This window comes from Stappia sediminis (genome assembly GCF_009826895.1).
Lineage (GTDB): Bacteria > Pseudomonadota > Alphaproteobacteria > Rhizobiales > Stappiaceae > Hongsoonwoonella > Hongsoonwoonella sediminis.
The window spans coordinates 314,554-334,853 of sequence record NZ_WUMV01000001.1; the positions used below are offsets into that span (position 1 = coordinate 314,554).

The 20,300-nt window shown below is 62.3% G+C and carries 19 protein-coding genes; 11 read left to right on the forward strand and 8 right to left on the reverse strand.

Features of this window, described 5'->3' with window-relative positions; all coding sequences use genetic code 11:
- Window positions 1–14: 14 nt before the first annotated feature.
- On the reverse strand, window positions 15–1,046 hold the full coding sequence (locus tag GR183_RS01460; RefSeq protein WP_160773804.1) for a type 2 periplasmic-binding domain-containing protein: 1,032 nt from the start codon (window positions 1,044–1,046) through the stop codon (window positions 15–17).
- A 454-nt stretch (window positions 1,047–1,500) separates the two neighbouring features.
- Here GR183_RS01460 and GR183_RS01465 point away from each other — a divergent pair, with 454 nt between their 5' ends.
- The 3 genes from GR183_RS01465 (at window position 1,501) to GR183_RS01475 (ending at window position 4,227) form a co-directional block, all read left to right on the forward strand.
- Window positions 1,501–1,803, forward strand: a complete 303-nt coding sequence (locus GR183_RS01465) for a putative quinol monooxygenase (RefSeq protein WP_160773805.1) — start codon at window positions 1,501–1,503, stop codon at window positions 1,801–1,803.
- A 253-nt stretch (window positions 1,804–2,056) separates the two neighbouring features.
- Window positions 2,057–3,031 carry a nucleotidyltransferase family protein gene (locus GR183_RS01470; protein ID WP_160773806.1) on the forward strand — a complete coding sequence of 325 codons (975 nt, stop codon included), beginning with the start codon at window positions 2,057–2,059 and terminating at the stop codon, window positions 3,029–3,031.
- Window positions 3,028–4,227 carry a phosphoenolpyruvate carboxykinase (ATP) gene (locus GR183_RS01475; protein ID WP_160773807.1) on the forward strand — a complete coding sequence of 400 codons (1,200 nt, stop codon included), beginning with the start codon at window positions 3,028–3,030 and terminating at the stop codon, window positions 4,225–4,227. Before GR183_RS01470 ends, GR183_RS01475 begins: the two co-directional genes overlap by 4 nt.
- Window positions 4,228–4,863: 636 nt before the next feature.
- Here GR183_RS01475 and serB read toward each other — a convergent pair.
- Window positions 4,864–5,760 (reverse strand): phosphoserine phosphatase SerB, encoded by an 897-nt coding sequence (gene serB, locus GR183_RS01480; protein ID WP_160773808.1) that lies wholly within the window; start codon window positions 5,758–5,760, stop codon window positions 4,864–4,866.
- On the opposite strand from serB, the gene miaA reads away from it, so the two are divergent.
- The 5 genes from miaA to GR183_RS01505 all read left to right on the forward strand — a co-directional run bounded on the left by miaA (window position 5,744) and on the right by GR183_RS01505 (window position 11,263).
- A complete protein-coding gene (miaA, locus tag GR183_RS01485) occupies window positions 5,744–6,721 on the forward strand; it encodes a tRNA (adenosine(37)-N6)-dimethylallyltransferase MiaA (RefSeq protein WP_312846757.1) in 978 nt (325 codons plus the stop codon). The two genes, serB and miaA, sit on opposite strands and share 17 nt — an antisense overlap.
- A 274-nt stretch (window positions 6,722–6,995) precedes the next feature.
- On the forward strand, window positions 6,996–7,538 hold the full coding sequence (locus GR183_RS01490) for a GNAT family N-acetyltransferase (RefSeq protein ID WP_160773809.1): 543 nt from the start codon (window positions 6,996–6,998) through the stop codon (window positions 7,536–7,538).
- 35 nt (window positions 7,539–7,573) lie between these two features.
- The gene (locus GR183_RS01495; RefSeq protein ID WP_160773810.1) at window positions 7,574–8,275 is read left to right on the forward strand and encodes an NUDIX domain-containing protein; all 702 of its coding nucleotides are present in this window, start codon (window positions 7,574–7,576) and stop codon (window positions 8,273–8,275) included.
- Window positions 8,276–8,363: 88 nt separating this feature from the next.
- Window positions 8,364–9,275, forward strand: a complete 912-nt coding sequence (locus GR183_RS01500; RefSeq protein ID WP_160773811.1) for a PhzF family protein — start codon at window positions 8,364–8,366, stop codon at window positions 9,273–9,275.
- Window positions 9,276–9,688: 413 nt separating this feature from the next.
- Window positions 9,689–11,263 (forward strand): 2-isopropylmalate synthase, encoded by a 1,575-nt coding sequence (locus tag GR183_RS01505; protein WP_160773812.1) that lies wholly within the window; start codon window positions 9,689–9,691, stop codon window positions 11,261–11,263.
- 78 nt (window positions 11,264–11,341) lie between these two features.
- On the opposite strand, the gene GR183_RS01510 is transcribed toward GR183_RS01505, so the two are convergent.
- The 3 genes from GR183_RS01510 to GR183_RS01520 form a co-directional block, all read right to left on the reverse strand.
- Complete coding sequence (locus GR183_RS01510; protein ID WP_160773813.1) at window positions 11,342–12,244, reverse strand: pirin family protein; 903 nt, start codon at window positions 12,242–12,244, stop codon at window positions 11,342–11,344.
- 115 nt (window positions 12,245–12,359) lie between these two features.
- The gene (locus tag GR183_RS01515) at window positions 12,360–13,742 is read right to left on the reverse strand and encodes a M23/M56 family metallopeptidase (protein ID WP_160773814.1); all 1,383 of its coding nucleotides are present in this window, start codon (window positions 13,740–13,742) and stop codon (window positions 12,360–12,362) included.
- On the reverse strand, window positions 13,739–14,104 hold the full coding sequence (locus tag GR183_RS01520) for a BlaI/MecI/CopY family transcriptional regulator (protein ID WP_160773815.1): 366 nt from the start codon (window positions 14,102–14,104) through the stop codon (window positions 13,739–13,741). The genes GR183_RS01515 and GR183_RS01520 overlap by 4 nt, the downstream gene beginning before the upstream one ends.
- A 224-nt stretch (window positions 14,105–14,328) precedes the next feature.
- Here GR183_RS01520 and GR183_RS01525 point away from each other — a divergent pair, with 224 nt between their 5' ends.
- The 3 genes from GR183_RS01525 to GR183_RS01535 all read left to right on the forward strand — a co-directional run bounded on the left by GR183_RS01525 (window position 14,329) and on the right by GR183_RS01535 (window position 16,985).
- Window positions 14,329–15,255, forward strand: a complete 927-nt coding sequence (locus GR183_RS01525) for an ABC transporter ATP-binding protein (protein WP_160773816.1) — start codon at window positions 14,329–14,331, stop codon at window positions 15,253–15,255.
- Window positions 15,252–16,013 (forward strand): ABC transporter permease, encoded by a 762-nt coding sequence (locus tag GR183_RS01530; protein ID WP_160773817.1) that lies wholly within the window; start codon window positions 15,252–15,254, stop codon window positions 16,011–16,013. The genes GR183_RS01525 and GR183_RS01530 overlap by 4 nt, the downstream gene beginning before the upstream one ends.
- Window positions 16,014–16,079: 66 nt before the next feature.
- A complete protein-coding gene (locus GR183_RS01535) occupies window positions 16,080–16,985 on the forward strand; it encodes a D-alanyl-D-alanine carboxypeptidase family protein (protein WP_160773818.1) in 906 nt (301 codons plus the stop codon).
- Between the two features lie 4 nt (window positions 16,986–16,989).
- Here the strand turns inward: GR183_RS01535 and GR183_RS01540 are convergent, their stop codons facing one another.
- The 3 genes from GR183_RS01540 to GR183_RS01550 all read right to left on the reverse strand — a co-directional run bounded on the left by GR183_RS01540 (window position 16,990) and on the right by GR183_RS01550 (window position 20,126).
- Window positions 16,990–18,138, reverse strand: a complete 1,149-nt coding sequence (locus GR183_RS01540; protein WP_160773819.1) for a GGDEF domain-containing protein — start codon at window positions 18,136–18,138, stop codon at window positions 16,990–16,992.
- Window positions 18,139–18,453: 315 nt separating this feature from the next.
- On the reverse strand, window positions 18,454–19,473 hold the full coding sequence (gene ilvC, locus GR183_RS01545; protein ID WP_160773820.1) for a ketol-acid reductoisomerase: 1,020 nt from the start codon (window positions 19,471–19,473) through the stop codon (window positions 18,454–18,456).
- Window positions 19,474–19,508: 35 nt separating this feature from the next.
- The gene (locus GR183_RS01550) at window positions 19,509–20,126 is read right to left on the reverse strand and encodes a TetR/AcrR family transcriptional regulator (protein WP_202395786.1); all 618 of its coding nucleotides are present in this window, start codon (window positions 20,124–20,126) and stop codon (window positions 19,509–19,511) included.
- Window positions 20,127–20,300 lie beyond the last annotated feature (174 nt).

A 20,300-nucleotide genomic window follows, 5' to 3' on the forward strand; every position in this document is an offset into this window, starting at 1 on the left:
ACAGCAGGGGCCCGCTAACGGAAGGGCGGGGTGTACAACAAGCCGCCATCCTTCCAGAGCCGGTTGGCCCCGCGTTTCATCTTCATTTCGCTGCCTTCGCCGAGATAACGATCGAAAATCTCGCCGTAGTTCCCCGCACCCGAGATGACATTGCGGGCCCAGTACGGCGACAGGCCTACGGCTTTGCTGCCGGGGCTCTCATCAACTCCGAGGAGCCGGCGTGCGACCGGGTCGCGACTTTCCAGGTGATCGCGATAGTTCTTGCTCGTGATGCCCTTTTCCTCGGCAAGGATGGTGGCGAAGATCGCCCAGCGAACGACATTCCCCCACATCATATCCATTGCGCTGACATAGGCGACGAGCGGCTCCTTCGAGATGATCTCGTCGTGCAAGACATAATTGTAGGGGTCGTCCATCGCTGCGGACCGCATAGTCGCCAGCGCAAACCGATCCGTGGTGAGCAGGTCGCATCGCCGCGAGAAAAATGCGTCGTTACGGCCTTGCGAAGATTCGAATGCTTCAATGCGCCAGGAAAGGCCATGAAGTGCAATATAATCCTCAAGATTGCCTATCGTCGTGGTGGCTCGGGATACGCAAACGGTCGCGTCGGAAAGCTCCGTAAGAGCACCTTGAACCGTGCCCCGGTGCGACATGAAGCCTTGCCCGTCATAGTAAAGCACAGCGGCGGGCGTCAGCTTCAAGGACATGTCCCGGGAGAAGGTCCATGTGACATTCGACACGTAGATATCGACTTCCCCTTCGGAGACGCTCTGCAATCCGTAACGGATCAGCGTCGGCGACATTTCAACCGCATTGCGGTCGCCAAAGAGCGCAAGTGCCACAACCCGGCAGAATTCGGGGAAAAATCCCTCATATCCGGTTTCGCCAATACGCGTATCGCCGACAAGACGGTTGCCGATCGCGCATTTTACGTAGCCACGCTCTCGCACGCGGTCGAGGATACTTTCAGACGCCGCCGTGGCTTCGCCAAATGCTAGCGAAAAAAGAAGTGCTGAGAATACAATAGTAGCCGTGAAAGGTTTCATGAACGACCTCCCCGGTTCATCATATTGTAGCACAGGTTATGCATACGAGCGATCCGAGCGCGTCTTGCCAAGAAAAGTGGTTGCTTTTCCTTTATGGGTCCAGACCCCAGGTCACGTGATCGTACGCGGCGCCGATCCTGAAGGTACAATCTGGCTCGGACGTTCCCGCGTTGATCCTGTTTATTCCGCTCAATTCCAGGACCCAGTTGGCCCCCGATGCAGCCAAGCCGATCCGGATTCCGCATGCGCGGGCTACGTACGATTGAACCTTCGGCCCGGCAAGCGCGAGGCAATCGGGCGGCGAAATTCATCTGTGGCGGGCTCGGAGCTATCGTTCAAATCGTATTCCGCTAACGGCTACTCCGCCCCACTCCCGCCATCCCACCCAAGCCCTCACAGCTGTGCTACCCTCATTCCGTAACGGCAGATTTCGACTACGGCACGGGAGAAAATCATGACCGCGATGAACATCGTCCGCGCAGTGGTGAAGCCCGGGTGCGAGGAGGAGTTCCTCAAGATCCACCGGGAAAGGGAACTCGACGGTTTCGAGGGCTTGCGCTTCATGCGCCTGGTGAAGACGGGCGAGCGGGAGTTCATGTTCGTTGGCGAATGGGAAAGCATGGACGCCCTTGTTGCCGCGCGGCCGGCGATGGTTGAATCGCTCGACAGAGTGCGGCACATGCTGGATGACCTCGGCGGCGACCTTGGCGTCACGGACCCGCGCTCCGGCGAGGTTGTCATCGAAAGGCGGCCATAGGCGATTTTACCGGGATCGCCGCCAGCGCAAATATCGGCGTGCCTTGCGGCACCCCGCAAGGCCGAAACCCGAACGGCCACAAGCGGAAACATTCATAATTTTCAGTAACGTTACGGCAATATTCTGCTTTGGCGGAAAGCGCCCTTGCGGCAAGATAGCGCCTTGGGGCTCGTGCCTGTGCCGCCGCCGATTGCCTGTCACCCGGCGCACGCTGGCGCGCCCTTTCATGCCGGAGTGGGAGGAGGGATGCGTAATGCCGGCGAGCGCGGCCTGCGCATTTGAAACGCTGATCTCCGCCTTCAACGGCACCCTGCCGCCGGAAGATGCGTGGGACGATGTCATCAAGACGGCGAACCGCCACCTTGTCGCGCCCGCGCTTTTCGCTTCGCTGCGGGAGAGCGGGCTTCTCCAAGACGTTCCGCAGGAGGTGCGCGCTTATCTGGCATTTCTCCACGAACGGAACGAGGAACGCAACCGCCGCCTGCGAGCGCAAGCCGCACAAAGCATCGAGGCGATGAACGCGGCCGGGATCGAGCCGCTTCTTATCAAGGGAACGGCTCTCCTGATGCTGCTTGACGATGAGCGCCTGGGAAGCCGGATGATGAGCGACATCGATCTGGTGGTGCCGGAAGCGGACAGGGACGCGGCGCTGTCGCAAATCGGGCAGCTTGGCTATGCGGCGATTGAGGATTCTTCCGGTCCCCATGCGCTGGGAAAGTTCTCCCGCCCGCAAGACGCGGGCGCGCTCGACCTGCACAGCCGCCCTCCCGGGCCGCAGGCCCTGTTTGCGAAAGATGCGCCGGACGCGCGCCGCACGGTCGGGCAGGGGAAATTGCGGTTCGTCGTCCCCACTTCCGAGGAATGGATCGTGCAGCTTGTCGCCCACGACATGATCCGTGATCGCCGCCTGTTCACCGGGATTGTCGATCTTCGCAGGCTTCTTGATTGCCGCGAGATCCTTTCCATGGGCAGGACGGTGGATTGGGAGAGGGTTCGCCACCGGCTTTCATCGCCGATGCTGGCGCTCGCCCGCGACGTGTTCTTCCTCAATCTGGAGCGCTTCGCGGGTGTGCCGGTCAGCGGGCGCAAGGCGGGCGCTCTCGCGCGCCTTTTCCATCGCCGTCAACTGGCGATCGAATGCAATTCCTCGTTTCGCCGAATGGATGCCCGCGCGATTTCAACGCTGCTTGCGGTCTGGAGAGGAGCGCGCGGGATGAAACCGCAATGACGAACGACTCGCTCCGCAGGATGGCACCAGCCCCGGAAAACGGCTTCCTGCCTGCAAATGGCGTGCGGTACTGCAGGCTTGGCGAGGATTGCCTTGTCTTCGACGAGGCGGCTCAGGCGATTTCCCGTCTCGATCCGCTTTCCGGTGCGCTCTGGGAAGCGCTTGCTGCGGGCCGCGCACGAGAGGAAATCGCGCGGGACCTTGCCGATGCGCTCGGGCGCGGCATTGGCGAGGCGGAAGCCTTCATCGCCGCCTGTTTCGACGAGTGGAGGGCGCGGGGACTGCTGAATGGCGGGGAAGGCGAGCGGGCGGACGCGCCGGCGGGACCCGTCGGCCGCATGGCCCCAAGGCGGAAGGTTTCCGCCGGCAAGGCCTACCTGATTGGCGGGCTGACTTTTTCCGTGAGTTTTCCGGATGCCGAGACTTTTTCCGCCTGGGAGGCGGTGGCCGGTCATATGCGAACCGGCGCGTCCGGCAGGGGTGCCATCGCGATCTCCGTGCTGAGGGATGGTGCCGGATACAGGATCGACCATCCGGGCAGAACGGAAAGGGGGCTTGAGGACGCGAGTGCGGTTGCCGTCCATCTGAAGGAACAGGTGCTGCGCATCATTCTGGCGGAGACGGTCGGCGGATTCGCGCTTCACGCCGCCGCGCTCGAACTTGATGGAGCGGCCATCCTGATTGCCGGAGGCTCGGGCCGGGGCAAGACGACGCTTGCCGCCGCCCTCCACGCCAAAGGGCTTCCTGTTATCTCCGACGACGTGGTGCTGATCGAACCCGCGCGGCTCGCCGTTGGCGGATTGGCCTTCGCCTTCGCGGTGAAAACGGGCGGTGCCGGCGTGCTGGATCCGCTGTCTGGGGGACTGTCCACCGAACGGGAATTTCTGCGCCCGGACGGCAAGATGGTGAAATACCTGCGTCCGCGCCGCTGGTCGGCGGGTGCGGCCAGGATTGGGGCGATCGTCTTCCCGCGCTTTACGCCCGGCCACCCTTGCACAATCGCACCCTGCACCAGGGCCGACGCGCTTACGACGCTGTTAAGCGAAGCGGTGAACACGGACCACCGGCTTTCGCGCGAAGGATTTGCAGCGTTATGCGCCTTGCTCAAGGATGCCGATTGCCTCGTCGCCGATCATGGCGATGCCGCGGAGGCTTCGCGCCGGCTGCTGGTCCGGCTTGATGATGGACCGGCATGAAACCTGCCTGTTCAGGATGGTTCCGCCAGAGCCGTTTATTCTCATTTGGACAGGCCAGGGGGGCCTGAATGCTCGTGGTTCTTGTCGCCATAGCCCCAACCCGGCTTGCCGCCGGACCCGGCGATGGCCGGAGAGTTCATGGTCGTATGAAGCAGGAGCGTTACCGCCGGAGGCGTGAAGGCCGCGAAACGGCCAGCGCGCGCGAGAAACTCCCGACGCCCCGGATCAGCTTGATCTGAAGAACCGGCTTTGTCGGTTGACTGGGCAGACTTGTTACACACCGCTGAATACTCCTGCAAACATAAGTGTTTCAATTTATACTCGGGAAGGCTCGGTTGCGAGACAGGAAAAACTGAAGAGATATAGTTTGATGCGAAATAGAAAAACTATTCCCATCCAATCTCGTTGGCTGAGGTCTTTCGATTTGCCGTATTGATGGAAAAATTGAAATAATATAGAAGTAATTCCGATCGAACTCGAAGCGAATTAAATTCAGCACGTTAAATTAATAGATCCGGCTTGCCGCACGGTTCCGAAAGCCAGGCCAAGGGCAGCCGAAAGCGGACGTTCGGGGCGGATATTGCCAGTCGCAGCGCTTTCGAAAATGAAGCCTTCTCGAGCCTCAGGGTCTGGACCCTAATCCCGCGCCGCAAATTCACCGACGGAATAGCCCTGAAGATAGAGCAGGGCCGTCAGGTCGCCAAAGTCGATGCGCGCATCCGCCTGTTCGGCGACCCTGGGCTTGGCGTGATAGGCAACGCCGAGGCCGGCAAGCTCGATCATGGCAAGATCGTTCGCCCCGTCGCCGACGGCAAGGGTCTCGTCCAGATCCAGGCCCTTTTCGCCTGCAAGCTCCTGCAGGCGTGCCCGCTTGGCATCACGCCCGAGGATCGGCTCGGCGACCTTGCCGGTCAGTCTGCCGTCGTCCGTCAGAAGCGTGTTGGCGCGGTTCTCGTCAAAGCCGATCTCAGCCGCGATATGTGTCGTGAAGGCGGTGAAGCCGCCGGAGACGAGTGCGCAATAGGCTCCGTTCGCGCGCATGGTGGCAACGAGCGTGCGCGCGCCGGGCGTCAGCGTGATGCGGTTTTCGATGACGCTTGCGATCACCGAGGCTTCGAGCCCGGCGAGCAGGGCCACGCGCTCGCGAAGGGCGGGCTCGAATTCGATCTCGCCGCGCATGGCGCGTTCGGTGATGGCCGCGATGCGGTCCTTCAGGCCAAGCTCGGCGGCGAGTTCGTCGATGCATTCCTGGCCGATCATGGTGGAATCCATGTCGGCAATGAGAAGACGCTTGCGCCGTGCAGCACCCGTCTGCGCGAAAACGTCGATCGGGCGCTCCTTCACGGCCTCGCGCATGTTCGCCGTCGTCTCGTGGGGCGGCGTGCCGTCCACCAGCGCAAGATCGACGGCGATACGCTCATTGAGCACACGCGCTTCACCGGCTATGGAGAAGTGTTTTCCGAGCCGCGCAATGAGCTGGTCGTCGATTGCCTTCGCGTTCGGTTCGGAAACGAGAGTGGCGATCAATGGCATGCTGGCGGGTACTCGCGATGGATTTCGGAAAGGCGTGAGGGTGAATTTTTCTTCGCTCCTGATAGCGGGGCCGACGGCAAGCGGCAAGTCCGGCCTGGCATTGAAACTTGCCGAAACGCTGAATGGCGCCATCGTCAACGCCGATTCAATGCAGGTCTACAAGGACCTGCGGGTGCTGACCGCACGGCCGACCGTGGACGAGGAAAAGCGCGCGCCGCACCTGCTCTACGGACATGTGGATGCCGGGCGCGCCTATTCGGTGGCGCAGTGGCTGGCCGATGCGCAATCGGCAATCGCGGATGTCGCCGCCATGGGCAGGCTGCCGATCTTCGTCGGCGGTACGGGGCTTTATTTCAAGGCGCTCACCGAGGGCTTGTCGGAAATCCCTCCGATCGACGAGGCGATACGCGCGCACTGGCGCGGCGAGGCGCAAAATCTCGGCCGCGAGCAACTCCACCAGCTGCTGGCCGAGCGCGATCCGGAGATGGCCGAACGCCTGGAGCCCGCCGACACGCAGCGCATCGTACGCGCGCTTGAGGTGATCGATGCGACCGGCCGTTCTCTTGCCGAATGGCAAAAAGCCAGGACGGCGCCGCTCGTTGCGCCGGAATCCGCCATTCGCATCGTGCTTGCGCCCGACCGCGCCTGGCTGCACGAGCGTATCAACCGGCGCTTTGCGGAAATGGTCCAGCAGGGCGCGGTGGAGGAGGCCGTGACGCTCACCGCGCGCGGCCTTGACGCTTCGCTGCCGGCGATGAAGGCAATCGGACTGCGCGAACTGGCAAGTGCCGATTCAGGCGAGATTTCCCTGGAGGAGGCGACAGAGCGTGCGAAAACCGAGACCAGACGCTACGCGAAACGGCAGGAAACGTTTCTGCGCGGCCAATTGAAGGACTGGCGACGCGTGGACCCGCTGGATATTGATATTAAAGGACTATCACGCGAACTCACGAAGGCGTGATAATTTGCCGTGCTCGCGTTCACAGAAATGCCGCAGCGTTGATATATGGATTGCGCGGAAAAAATTGGACGAAACGGAATTGCGTCACCATTTACTCACGATTAGACTTTAGTCTAACTAACGATGCATCACGCGCCCGTGAGCGGTATAAGGCTGCGAATCGCGTGCCAAGCTGCGAAAATAGATAACCAGAACCCTAACAAGGCCGAATAACGGCCGTAGCCGAGCGGGACGATTTGGGGAAAGGCTCCACCGCGAGCCAAAGGAGGAATAAATGGAAACTCCGACAATTTTCGAGACGGAAAGGTTGCGCGTTCTCGGTTTCTCGATGTCGGATCTCCCTCTGTTGAAAGCCCTTCACTCCGACCCGGAAGTAAACCGGCACCTGGTGCCGGGCGACGAGATACAGTCGGACGCGGAAGCGGCCGAACGGCTCGACAATTTCATTCATAAGCAGGAGCGCTTCGGCTTCGGCCAGTGGAAAGTGGAAACGCTCGACGGCGAATTCGTCGGCCGCGCCGGCTTCCTCGTATTCGAACAGACCTCCGAAATCGCCCTCTCGATCTGCCTCGGCACGAAGCACTGGGGACAGGGATACGCGTCCGAGCTCGCCCCGAAGTTGATCGACTGGTTTTTCGAGAACACCTATTACACGCATCTCATCGCCTTCGTGCTCGCCGGAAACGAACCGTCACGCCATGTGATGGAAAAGGCCGGCTTCACCTGCACCAAGCGCGTGCTGATCGACGGAAGGCCCTACGACAGGCTGCAGGTGCTTGCGCCGGCTATCGCGCGCCGCTATCCCATGACGGCATGAGCCTTGGGTAATCTCGACGCATCCCGAAAGCATCCTTGTTGATCGAGCTTGTGCCTGTCAGACAACTCGCGGTCCGCCTGACGGGCGCGGCATGGCGTTTCGAAGCCGAAAACGCGGAAAAGATCGATGCGCATTGGCAGAAGCTGACGGCTGGAAATCCGCATTTGTGGAACGGCCGCGTGATGAAGCTTGCAAGCTTCGAGATTGACGGCGGCGTGTTTCGCGGCTCGATGGTGGAAGCCTCCTACGCGGCGTTCCTGGCCTGGCGCGACTGGAATTATCCCGACCCTCATATTCGAAACCTTTTCGGCTCCGCCGTCATCCGCGCGCGCGGCGGAGAGCTGGTGTTCGGCAAGATGGCCGGCCATACGTCCACGGCAGGCCAGGTCTATCCGCCCGGAGGCAACCTCGATCCGGACGACCTGCGCGAGGACGGCGAAGTGGACGTGGCCGGCTCAATCGTCAGGGAGCTTGGCGAAGAGACGGGGCTGGATGCGGGCGAAGCATTGACGCACTCGACCTTCGCACTCTTCGACGGGCCCAGGATCTCGATCTCCCGCCTGTTCGAATTTCCCTATTCGGCAGCCGATATCGTGGCAAGGATCGACGAGCACAACGCCCGCGAGGAACGCCCGGAACTGGAAGAGGCAATCGTCCTTGCCAAACCTTCCGACGCCGACGGGCTGACCATGCCGCCATTCGCACGCGCTCTCGCGGACCGGCTGCTGGCAAAATGATTTGCCCCTGTTCTTGACGCTGGAAACGCGGCGGCTGCCATGCAACAGTGCGGCCCGAATTTCAGGATCGAGAAAGAAGGTTTCGCCGATGGCCCGCCGCTATGCCCTGCTCGACGTTTTCACCAATCGCGCGCTTGCCGGCAACCCGCTTGCCGTGGTGCTGGACGGTGAAGGCCTTTCTGACGAACGCATGCAGGCTATCGCCAAGGAATTCAACCTTTCGGAGACGGTCTTCGTGCTGCCCGCGGAAAACCCCGCCCATTCGGCGAAGGTGCGGATCTTCACGCCAGGGCGCGAGCTTCCCTTCGCCGGGCATCCGACCGTCGGGACCGCGATCCTGCTGGCGCACGAGCGCTTCGGCGACGTCGAGGGAGATGCCGATGCCGTCGTCGTGCTGGAGGAGAAAATCGGCAACGTACGCTGCGGCGTGGTGCTGAAGGGCGGAGCCGCCGGGTTCGCGGAATTCGACGTGCCGAAGCTTTCCAGCCCAAGCATGCCCGTCGGCGCGAAGGAGCCGATCGCGGCCGCCCTTGGCCTGTCCCCGCATGAAGTCGGGTTCGAAAACCACGTGCCTTCCTGCTTCGAGGCGGGCGTGCCCTTCGCGTTCATTCCCGTCGCGAACCTCGATGCCCTGTCTCGCGCCAAGCCGCAGATGCAGGACTGGGACGGCGCCTTCGCAGCCGAACCGCACCGCGACGTCTACGTCTATTGCCGGCAGACGACGGCGCATGATTCCGCCTTTTCCGCACGCATGTTCGCGCCCACGATGGGCATTGTCGAAGACCCGGCGACGGGCGCGGCGGCAGCCGCTTTCGCCGGCGTCGTCCGCCATTTCGACGAGCTTCTGGACGGCACGCATTTCATCCGCATCGAGCAGGGCTACCACATGGGCCGCCCGTCGCTGATCGATCTCGAAATCGATCTCGACAACGGAAAGCTTCACGGTGTGCGCATCGGCGGGCAGGCGGTCGTCGTCGCGCGCGGCGAGCTTTATCTTTGAGGCGGAGTATCTTGCTTTGCCGCAAGGGATGCGCTACCAGTCTTTGCGTTAACGCTTTTCTAGCGTTTGCGGCCGACCATCTTGCGGCCGATTTCGCTCACCGGGCGGAATTCGAAACAGGCAAGCGCCAGAGCCAAGGACTTGAGCACGAGCGATGATCGCCAAAGGTCACATTGCAGGTTCCAAAACGAACGCAATTGACGCGATCCGTGCGCGCGCGCTTGGCCGCGACCTCCTCCTACTCGGCGACCTCCTCCTTAGATGCCCCTGAGCGTCGGCTGACCCAATAGTCGAGGACGGGCGCTTAGGGGATGAATAACGTTTCACCCGACAGATTTTCGCGCCCCGCCCTGATTGCCCAGGGATGATCAAGGCTCCGGCGGCGGCGCAGGCAGCTTGAGGAAGTTCGATCCATGACCGCTGAAAGCAACAACGGCGCGGTAGCCGCGAGCGACGAAATCCGCATCTTCGACACCACCTTGCGCGACGGCGAACAGTCGCCCGGCGCATCCATGACGCTGGAAGAGAAGCTGCAGGTCGCCGAAATCCTCGACGACATGGGCGTCGACATCATCGAGGCGGGCTTTCCGATCGCCTCCAACGGCGACTTCGAGGCGGTCTGCGAGATCGCCAAGCGCACGAGACGTTCCGTCATCGCGGGGCTGGCGCGTGCCATCCACGCCGATATCGACCGCGCGGGCGAGGCGGTGCGCCATGCCGAACGCGGGCGCATCCACACCTTCGTTTCCACCTCGCCGATCCATCTGCAGCACCAGATGAACAAAACGCAAGAGCAGGTGCTCGACATCATCACCGACACGGTGACGCGCTCGCGCAACCTGATCGACGACGTGGAGTGGTCGGCGATGGACGCAACGCGCACGCCGATCGAATACCTCTGCCGCTGCGTCGAGGCGGCAATCAGGGCGGGGGCTACGACGATCAACCTGCCGGACACCGTCGGCTATGCGACGCCGGAGGAATACCGCGCGATGTTCGAGACGATCCGGGACCGCGTGCCGGACGCCGACAAGGCGATCTTCTCCGTCCACTGCCATGACGACCTGGGGCTGGCGGTCGCCAATTCGCTGGCGGGCGTCGCGGGCGGGGCGCGGCAGATCGAATGCACGATCAACGGCCTCGGCGAGCGCGCGGGCAACGCGGCGCTGGAAGAGATCGTCATGGCCGTGCGCACGCGCGGCGACGTTCTGCCCTATAGCTGCAACGTCGATCCGAAGTATCTGACGCGCGCTTCCAAGCTCGTTTCCGCCGTCTCGGGCTTTCCAGTCCAGTACAACAAGGCGATCGTCGGCAAGAACGCCTTTGCCCATGAAAGCGGCATCCACCAGGACGGCATGCTGAAGAACTCCGAGACCTACGAGATCATGCGCCCCGAGGATGTGGGCGTGAAATCGACCTCTCTGGTCATGGGCAAGCACTCCGGCCGCCACGCCTTCCGCGACAAGCTGAAGGAGCTGGGCTACGAGGTCGGCGACAACGCCTTCCAGGACGCCTTCCGCCGCTTCAAGGAACTGGCAGACCGCAAGAAGCACGTCTACGACGAGGACATCGAGGCGCTGATCGAGACCGAGATCGCGACGCAGGGCGAGCAGATCAAGGTGATCGCGCTGACCGTGATCGCCGGGACCGGCGGGCCGCAAAAGGCGATCCTGACGATGGATATCGACGGGCGCCACGAAACCCGCGAGGCAACCGGCGACGGCCCGGTGGACGCGACGTTCAACGCCATCAAGGATATCGTGCCGCATGACGCGACGCTGTCGCTCTATCAGGTGCATGCGGTGACGGAAGGCACGGACGCGCAGGCGGAAGTTTCCGTGCGCCTCGAGGCGGACGGGCGCATGGCGACCGGCAAGGGCGCCGACACCGACACGCTGGTCGCCTCCGCGCGTGCCTACGTTTCGGCGCTCAACAAGCTGCTGGCCCGCCAGAACCGGCCCGGGCATCAGGAGCTGCGGGCCGTTTGAGGCAGTTCTACGTAGATAGCCAGCTATAAAAAAGGCCCCGGAAATTCCGGGGCCTTTCGCTTTCGCTTCCGCCGGGCCTCACCGAATGAACGTGCCGGCCCTCAGTTCGTTGAAGGCCTGGGCGAGTTCCTCGCGCGTGTTCATGACGATGGGGCCGTGCCAGGCGACCGGCTCGCGGATCGGCGCGCCGGAAACGAGCAGGAAGCGGATGCCTTGCTCGCCCGCCTGAACGACGACTTCATCGCCAGTGTCGAAGACGACGAGCGTGCGGTTGCCGCTTTCATCGCGGATGTTCAGCTCTTCGCCCTCGAATTCCTTTTCCGTCAGCACGCCGAAGGGCTTCGATGCATCGCGGAAGGTGCCGGACCCGTCGAAAATATAGGCGAAGGCCTTGCGGTAGGTGTCGACCGGAAAGGCCTTGCGCTTGCCGGCGGGCACGAAGATATCGAGATACTGCGGCTCGGCTGCAATGCCGTCGACCGGCCCGCGCTTTCCCCAGAACTCGCCGCAGACGACGCGCACTGAGGTGCCGTCATCATCGACGATGACGGGAATGTCGGCGCCCTTGACGTCCTGATAGCGCGGCTCGGTCATCTTCAGCGAGGAGGGCAGGTTCGCCCAGAGCTGGAAGCCGTGCATGCGGCCTTTCTCGTCTCCCTTCGGCATCTCCTGATGGAGAATGCCGCGACCGGCTGTCATCCACTGCACGTCGCCCGCGCCGAGCGAACCGGCGTTTCCAAGGCTGTCGCCATGGTCGACGGTGCCAGCAAGGACATATGTGATCGTCTCAATGCCGCGATGCGGATGCCAGGGGAAGCCGGCCTTGTAGTCCTGCGGGCGCTCGTTGCGAAAATCGTCGAACAGCAGGAACGGATCGGCAAGATCGGGATCGCCGAAACCGAAGGCGCGGTGAAGATGTACGCCGGCACCTTCCAGCGTGGGCTGGGCGCTGCTCAACTGCTTGACGGGGCGGATGGACATGGGCTGTCTCCTGATTTCACTTGAAGCCAATGTAGGGCGGAAAGTGCCCGGCTTACAGGTGGGCAGGGGGAACGGTATGTTCACCAGCTGCGAACGATACCATTCCCGGCCATATTCAGTTGCGCAACTGCGGCCAGAGGCTGACGGGATCGACCCGCCTGCGGTTCTCGAACGCTTCAAGATGAAGATGGGCGTGCCTCTGGGTCGATCCGCTCTTGCCGACGGTGGCGAAGGCTTCGCCTTTTTTCAGCCGGTCTCCGGGGTTCACCGAATAGCTGTCGACATGGGTGAAGAGCGCCCGGCGCGTCCCGTCGACGGAGCGCAGTTCCACGCCCTTGCCGTAGCGCGGCTCGCCGCGAAAGAGATCGCTCGCCTCGACGACGATCATGTCTTCCGGCGTGAAGATCGGCGTGCCGATAGGTGCCGCGATATCGACGCCTTTGTGGAACGTCCCGTCCTTGCGAATGACGCCGAAGGACACCGCCAGACGGCCCTTCACGATATCGACCGCGCCGGGCCCGGCAAGGGAAGAGGTGGCAAGCGAGGCTCCGACGCCTGTCAGCGCGAGCGAAAAAGCAGCGGCAAATGCAAAGGAAAAGCGGCTTTTGCGGGCGGGAAACCGGCCCTCCAGAATATTCGTCATTCTCATCTTTTCGGTCCTGAATTGGAGAGTTGAGAAAGTGGCAGGCGGGCACGGCATTACCCGATCCGTTGGGATGCGCAGGGCCGACAGCAGGATTCTTGCATAGGCCCTGCGCATTTCTTTTGGCGCTTTATCGAGAGCGGCCGCATCGGCGCGGAGCTCCGCCGCCAGACGCCACCGCCCGGCCAGAGCGCGCGCGAAGGGGTTGAACCAGAAGATTGCCACGATCAGCGAAAGAGCAGCTGCGACTTCGGGATCGCGGGCCTTCAGATGCGCCTCCTCATGCGCGACGATCATTGCAAGCTGTTGGGGTGAAGAAGTGAGAACCAGCGCCTGCGGGAGGACGATGGACCGTCGCCATCCCGCAATCACGAAAGCGGGAATGGGAGTGTGCGTGATACCAACCGGCCAGGCGCTTCGTGGCAGGGCGGGATCGGGCGTGGCGTTCGCGGCGATTGCCGAAAGCCGCTGCCATGTGCGCGACAACCGGAGCAAGTGAACCGCCGCGCCGAAGACATAGAGTGTGATGGCGATACCGGCGCAAAGGGTTTGCCATCGAAAGGATGGGCGCGGATGCGCCAGACCGGCCTGCATTTCGGCCGGGGCGTGAAGAGCGATGCCGCCCTGCAGCGCCGAAAGACCGGACAAAGGCTGAAGTGCCGGCAGGACCGGCAACCCCAGCCGGATGCCCGCAAGCATCAGGATGACGGGTACGACCAGGGAGACGATCAAGGCCAGATGGAAGGATGGACTCACGCGCAGGGAGGGAGCGGCTTTCGTCAATGCGACGGCGCCAACCCGGAGAACGCCGCCCCAGACAAGACTGAAGGCAAGCGCGGCGAGGAACATGGTCATGCGTCGTCATCCTTCGCCAGAAGCGCTTCCAGTTCGCGAAGCTCGTCGTCGCTCAAAAGGTCGCTTCCCGAAAAGGTCGAGACGGGAAGGGGCGCCTTCAGCCCAAGGACATTCTCGACGAAATCGCGCGTCATCGCGGCGATGGTCGGCAGCTTTTCGGCGCTCGCCTGATAGACATTGATGCCGTGAAGATCCCGCCGGGAAACGAGACCCTTGGCGACCATGCGATCGAGCGTTTTGCGCGTCGAGGAAGGCGACCAGCCGAGTTCACCGGCCACCATCTCATGCAGTTCGCGTGCGCTCAGTTCTTCCTTCTGCCACAAGGACCTGAGAAGAAGGAGCTCGCTCGCAGAAGGTTTCATTCCGGATTCTGCCTTGATCGTGGAATCGATGTCGCGAAGATGCGACATACGTCGCGCGCCGTCAATCCGAATCCGCTCTTTCCATCGCCGTCCGGTTCTGGCACTGTCCGCGAGCCTTTGTTCAGCCAAGGCACATCGGTACGGTATCCTGCGGCTTTCGGCCGCCGCGGGCCCGATTCCCTGTTCATGAAATTCCTGCCCACGCGAGTATCCAGTTGCGCCCCATGCAGCCAATTTTGAATGTCAGTGGACTGTCCAAGACCTATGACAGCGGCTTCGAGGCGCTGAAAAAGGTCGATCTTGCGATCAACCGGGGCGAGGTCTTCGCGCTTTTGGGCCCGAACGGCGCTGGCAAGACGACGCTGATCAGCATTATCTGCGGCCTCGTGAACCCGAGCGCCGGGAGCGTTACGGTGGACGGAAACGATATCCTTTCCGATTACCGCGCGGCGCGCAGCCTGATAGGCCTTGTGCCGCAGGAACTGACGACGGATGCCTTCGTCACCGTCTGGCAGACGATCTCCTTCTCGCGCGGGCTGTTCGGCAAGCGCAAGAACCCGGACTACCTGGAGAAAGTGCTGAAGGACCTGAGCCTGTGGGACAAGAAGGACGCGCAGATCATGACGCTTTCGGGCGGCATGAAACGACGTGTCCTGATCGCCAAGGCGCTTGCGCATGAGCCGCAGATCCTTTTCCTCGACGAGCCGACGGCCGGCGTCGATGTGGAACTGCGCCGCGACATGTGGGAGGTGGTGCGAAAGCTGCAGCAAACGGGCGTCACCATCATTCTCACCACGCATTACATCGAGGAAGCCGAGGAAATGGCCGACCGGGTGGGCGTCATCTCAAGGGGTGAGATCATTCTGGTGGACGAAAAGGCGGAGTTGATGCGCAAGCTCGGACGCAAGGAGCTGACGCTGCATCTGCACGATCCGCTGGATAGCCTTCCCGCCTCGCTCAACGGCCACGACCTGGAGCTTGCCGGCGAGGGGTACGAGATCGTCTACCACTACGACACGCAAGGGGAGCGGACGGGCATCACCTCGCTCCTCAAGGACCTTGGCGATGCGGGCATTCGCTTCCGCGACCTGCAGACAAAGCAAAGCTCGCTTGAAGAAATTTTCGTAAGCCTTGTCAGGGGACGCAAATGAACCTGCGCGCGATTCAGACGATCTACCTGTTCGAAATGGACCGCATGCGGCGCACGGTCGCCCAAAGCGTGATTTCTCCGGTGATTTCCACCGCGCTCTATTTCATCGTCTTCGGTTCGGCGATCGGCTCGCGCATTCAGCAGATCGACGGCGTGGACTATGGCGCCTTCATCGTGCCGGGCCTGATGATGATGACGCTTTTGATGCAAAGCATCTCCAACGCGGCCTTCGGCATCTATTTTCCACGCTTCGTCGGGACGGTCTACGAAATCCTGTCAGCGCCGATATCCGCCATGGAGATCGTGGTCGGCTATGTCGGCGCGGCGGCGACGAAGTCCCTGATCATCGGGCTGATCATCCTGGCGACCGCGCATTTCTTCGTGGCGATCGAAATCCGCCATCCCGTCTGGATGCTGGCGTTCCTTGTGCTGACGTGCGTCACGTTTTCGCTGCTCGGTTTCATCATCGGCATCTGGGCCGACAATTTCGAGAAGCTGCAGCTTGTCCCGTTGCTGGTCGTGACCCCGCTCGCGTTTCTGGGCGGCAGCTTCTATTCCATCAAGATGCTGCCGGAGTTCTGGCAGACGGTCACGCTGTTCAATCCGGTCGTGTACCTGATCTCCGGCTTCCGCTGGAGCTTCTACGGACAGGCGGATGTCGGCATCGCGGTCAGCCTGTCGATGACCTTCGCGTTTCTGGTCGTCTGCCTTGGCGTCGTCTGGTGGATCTTCAAGACCGGCTACAGGATGAAACCGTAATTGCACAGGAAAGCGAATTCTGTAGGCTGCGGTGAACGGGTTTTCGGATTTTGTAAAGGTTTGCCGATGGGCAGCGCGCGTATCCGCACACGTTTGAACGGCTTTGTCGCAGCTCTTGGCCTGCTTGCGCTTGCCGCCTGCCAGAGCGTGACGCCGCAAGGTGCCGCCAGCGTTCCGTCCTCCACGACGGCGGCTCCGGCGGTCGCAGCCGTCAATACCCTCTCGCTGGCCCCGGTTCCCGCAAAGGCGGAGGCGAGGGCGCGCGCGGAAATCGTCATCGACGCGCGTTCCGGCAAGGCACTCTACGAACTTGACGCCGATGCGCCGCGCTACCCGGCCTCGCTCACGAAGATGATGACGCTCTACCTCCTGTTCGAGGAGGTATCGGCGGGCAAGCTCAACCTCGACAGCCCGCTCAGGGTATCGGCCAATGCCGCCTCGCAGCCGCCGGCGAAGATTGGCGTGAAGGCGGGCTCGACAATCAGCGTGAAGGATGCCGCCCAGGCGATCGCCGTAAAATCCGGCAATGACGTTGCCGTGGTGATCGCGGAAAACATCTCCGGCTCGGAACGGGCGTTTGCCCGCAAGATGACGCAAAAGGCCCAGGCGCTGGGCATGCGCCGCACGCGCTTCGTCAATGCTTCCGGCCTGCCGGATACCGCACAGGTGACGACGGCCCGCGACATGGCGACACTTGCGCGCGCGCTCAAGACCCGCTTTCCGCAATACGCGAGCTACTTTCGTGCCCGCTCCTTCAGCTACGGCGGGCGAACCTTCAAGGCGACCAACAACCTGCTTGGCCGCGTGGCCGGCGTCGACGGCATGAAGACGGGCTATATCCGCCTGTCGGGCTTCAACCTCGCAGCTTCCGCCCGGCGCGGGGGAAAGAGCCTCATCGTCGTCGTCATGGGCGGGCCGAGCGAAGGCGCGCGCGACCGGCGGGTCGCGGAGCTGATCGAGGAAAATTTCTGATCTTTTACGCGGCCGCCGGCGATAGCTCGATCCGGTCGCGGCCCCGGTTCTTCGCCAGATAGAGGCAGTCGTCGGCGATCTTCATGACCGCGTCGAAATCGGGATGCGACGAGCCGGCGTGATAAATGCCGGCCGAGACCGTCAGCCGGTAGCCGTCTTCGGTGACGTCGAGCGCTATTGCGGAAACCGCTTCGCGGACCCTGTCGGCGATCCGGGCGGCTTCCTCGCGCTCGATATCGACGAGGAGGGCGGCGAACTCCTCGCCACCGAGGCGGGCGAGACAATCCTGCGGGCGAAGGGCGTCCCGGATCGCGCTGGCGCAGAGCCTCAGCGCCTTGTCCCCGGCGGCATGGCCGAAACGGTCGTTCACCTGTTTGAAGTGGTCGATGTCGAACTGGACGATCGCGAAACGCGGTGCCTTGTCGTCTTCAAGCAACGTGTGCAGCCGGTTTTCGAAGTCGCGCCTGTTGTAGACGCCGGTCAGCGGATCGCGAAGGGCCGCTTCGCGCTGTTCCGCCGCGTTTCGCTCGTAAGCGATGGTGAGCGAAAAGGCGCCGCTGGAACTCGTATAGACCAGCGCGACGACAAGATGCAGGACGAGCATCATGTCGTCCGGAAGCTGATAGGCCATCTCGTTCCCTTCCAAAATCCCTTGCAGGACGCGAAGGGCAAACGAAAGGCCCATGAGGGAGTAGCTGAAAACGAGACCGTAGCGCGACAGGAGCCCGTCTCGCCTGTCGCGGAAGAATTCCGCCGCCGTGCCGAGGGCCAGGATCGCCAGGATCAGGTTCACCACCGTATAGACGGCCCCGTAGGAGGCGATGAACCAGGGGACGGCGCAAAGGGCGGCGAAACATGCGAATGGCGCTACCGCATAACCAAGCGGCATTTCGCGGCCGGCGAATTCACGCGCGCCGCACCAGCGCAAGGTGAACCCAAGGATCAACAGCCCGTTCGGGGCCACCACTATAACCGAGGCTGGCAGGTGCGGTTCTGCCATGAAGAAGATCAGCGATACGCCGAGCAGGAGGTTGGCGACCGCCCACGACTTCCAGTAACGCGCGTCGGGCTGCTCCAGCCAGGTTGCGTAAAACGCCGCCGCGAATACGAAGAGAATGATGGCATTCGCGGCAAACAGCGAAAAATTGTCCATCCGGTTCCGCCCCAGATACCCCCCTGAAAGGAAGCGGCCTGCTCTATCGACCGGGAATCGATACCGCCTTGAAAATTTACGTTAGGTACGAATTGGGTATTACGAAACCGCAGGACCGGTCCAGAGATTATGGAAACTAGCGTCTGGAATAGTTAACGGCCCGCCAATGGCGGGCCGTATATTTCGGTGTAATTCTGGCTTTCAAAAGTCTCAGTTCCGGGACTTGTCGACCAGCGCGCCCTTCTTGATCCCCCGCGTCCTGCCGATAGGCAGGCGCAATGCGAGAATCCGTGATCGAGAAGGGCAGAGCCGACCTCAGTTCCGGGACTTGTCGACCAGCGCGCCCTTCTTGATCCAGGGCATCATGCCGCGCAGCTTCTCGCCGACTTCCTCGATCTGGTGAGCGTCGTTGAGACGGCGCGTCGCCTTGAAGCGCGCCTGGCCGGCCTTGCACTCCTGCATCCACTCGGAGGTGAACTTGCCGGTCTGGATGTCGGTGAGGATGCGCTTCATCTCCGCCTTCGTCTCGGACGTGACGACGCGCGGGCCGGACATGTACTCGCCCCATTCCGCCGTGTTGGAGATGGAATAGTTCATGTTGGCGATGCCGCCCTCGTAGATGAGGTCGACGATGAGTTTCACCTCGTGCAGGCACTCGAAATAGGCCATTTCCGGAGCGTAGCCGGCTTCAACCAGCGTCTCGAAACCGGCACGGATAAGTTCGACGAGGCCGCCGCAAAGCACGGCCTGCTCGCCGAAGAGATCGGTCTCGCATTCTTCCTGGAAGGTGGTCTCGATGATGCCGGAGCGTCCGCCGCCGACGCCGGAGGCATAGGCAAGCGCGACATCGAGCGCATTGCCCGAAGCGTCCTGATGGACGGCGACAAGGCAGGGCACGCCGCCGCCGCGCTCGAACTCGCCGCGCACGGTGTGGCCCGGGCCCTTCGGCGCGATCATGATGACGTCGACCGTCGACTTCGGCTCGATCAGCGCGAAATGGACGTTGAGGCCATGGGCGAAGGCGATCGCCGCGCCGTCGCGAATGTTGTCGGCGATGTGATCCCGATAGATGTCGGCCTGCAGCTCGTCAGGCGTCGCCATCATCATGACGTCGGCCCAAGCGGCTGCTTCGGCGACGGTCTTGACCTCGAAGCCGTCGGCCTCGGCCTTGAGCGCCGTCGTGGAGCCCGCACGCAACGCGATGGCGACGTTCTGCACGCCGGAGTCCTTGAGGTTCAGCGCATGGGCGCGGCCCTGCGAGCCGTAGCCGATGACGGCGACCTTCTTCGACTTGATCAGATTGAGATCGGCATCGCGATCGTAATAGACACGCATCGGATCATTCCTTCCTTGGGTTGTTGTTCACTCGTTCATGCGCCGGCCCCGAAGAGCCGGTAGAAATGGCCCACCGCCTTTTTGGCGCGGGCGGAAAAATCAGCCTCCGCATCGCTCAAGCGATCGCCGAGCAGGAGGCGGCCATGAAGATCTCCGACGATGAGGCCGTAAAGCGCCTGATAGGCAGCCTCCACATCGTCGAATGCAAGATACCGGTGCCTGCGGCCGAATTCGAGAAGGGCGCGCGCGCGCTGGCCGATCGGCAGGCGCCCACGCTCGAGAAGTAGCCGGCCGAGCGGCGCGCCGTCGCGGCTTGCGTGGGATATCGCCAGGCGGTTGAGCGCAAGCGAGGTGTCGCCGGCGAGAACCGTCAGCAGGTCTTGCGCGAACGTCTCGAGCTCTTCGCGAAAAGCATCGCGACCATGGGCGGCGAGGTCATCGGCGATGCGCACCTTGCTTGCCTGGTAGGCGACGACGCCGGCAAGCAGGCCGTCCCGGTCGCCGAACCATTTGTAGAGACTTTCCTTGGAGCAATTCGCGGCCCGCGCGAGACCAGCCGTGGTCAGGGCCTTGTCGCCTCCTTCCACCAGCAGCTTGAGGGCGACCGCTAGAACCTCGCGCTGGCGCGGCGTGAAGGCACTATGCGTCTTCATGTCCTCAGCCTTGCGCGAATTCGTCGGTTGTTCCAGCACTGATGGCGCCCCGGCTTGCTGACCAGCTTGAGATGCGAACTGTACCGTACGGTACGCATCCGAAGTGATAGCGGAACGCTTGCAGGGGAGCAAGCGGAAATTACGATATCTGTCGGGAAAAGATGCGCATGGACC

Excerpts from the sequence above, each read along its gene's own strand:
- serB (WP_160773808.1), bottom strand. The coding sequence starts at position 5,760 with ATGCCATTGATCGCCACTCTCGTTTCCGAACCGAACGCGAAGGCAATC.
- GR183_RS01510 (WP_160773813.1), bottom strand. The coding sequence starts at position 12,244 with ATGTCCATCCGCCCCGTCAAGCAGTTGAGCAGCGCCCAGCCCACGCTG.
- GR183_RS01530 (WP_160773817.1), top strand. The coding sequence starts at position 15,252 with ATGAACCTGCGCGCGATTCAGACGATCTACCTGTTCGAAATGGACCGC.
- GR183_RS01500 (WP_160773811.1), top strand. The coding sequence starts at position 8,364 with ATGGCCCGCCGCTATGCCCTGCTCGACGTTTTCACCAATCGCGCGCTT.
- GR183_RS01525 (WP_160773816.1), top strand. The coding sequence starts at position 14,329 with ATGCAGCCAATTTTGAATGTCAGTGGACTGTCCAAGACCTATGACAGC.
- GR183_RS01460 (WP_160773804.1), bottom strand. The coding sequence starts at position 1,046 with ATGAAACCTTTCACGGCTACTATTGTATTCTCAGCACTTCTTTTTTCG.
- GR183_RS01535 (WP_160773818.1), top strand. The coding sequence starts at position 16,080 with ATGGGCAGCGCGCGTATCCGCACACGTTTGAACGGCTTTGTCGCAGCT.
- GR183_RS01550 (WP_202395786.1), bottom strand. The coding sequence starts at position 20,126 with ATGAAGACGCATAGTGCCTTCACGCCGCGCCAGCGCGAGGTTCTAGCG.
- GR183_RS01520 (WP_160773815.1), bottom strand. The coding sequence starts at position 14,104 with ATGAAACCTTCTGCGAGCGAGCTCCTTCTTCTCAGGTCCTTGTGGCAG.
- GR183_RS01540 (WP_160773819.1), bottom strand. The coding sequence starts at position 18,138 with ATGGACAATTTTTCGCTGTTTGCCGCGAATGCCATCATTCTCTTCGTA.
- GR183_RS01505 (WP_160773812.1), top strand. The coding sequence starts at position 9,689 with ATGACCGCTGAAAGCAACAACGGCGCGGTAGCCGCGAGCGACGAAATC.
- GR183_RS01490 (WP_160773809.1), top strand. The coding sequence starts at position 6,996 with ATGGAAACTCCGACAATTTTCGAGACGGAAAGGTTGCGCGTTCTCGGT.
- GR183_RS01465 (WP_160773805.1), top strand. The coding sequence starts at position 1,501 with ATGACCGCGATGAACATCGTCCGCGCAGTGGTGAAGCCCGGGTGCGAG.
- GR183_RS01475 (WP_160773807.1), top strand. The coding sequence starts at position 3,028 with ATGACGAACGACTCGCTCCGCAGGATGGCACCAGCCCCGGAAAACGGC.
- GR183_RS01515 (WP_160773814.1), bottom strand. The coding sequence starts at position 13,742 with ATGACCATGTTCCTCGCCGCGCTTGCCTTCAGTCTTGTCTGGGGCGGC.
- GR183_RS01470 (WP_160773806.1), top strand. The coding sequence starts at position 2,057 with ATGCCGGCGAGCGCGGCCTGCGCATTTGAAACGCTGATCTCCGCCTTC.
- ilvC (WP_160773820.1), bottom strand. The coding sequence starts at position 19,473 with ATGCGTGTCTATTACGATCGCGATGCCGATCTCAATCTGATCAAGTCG.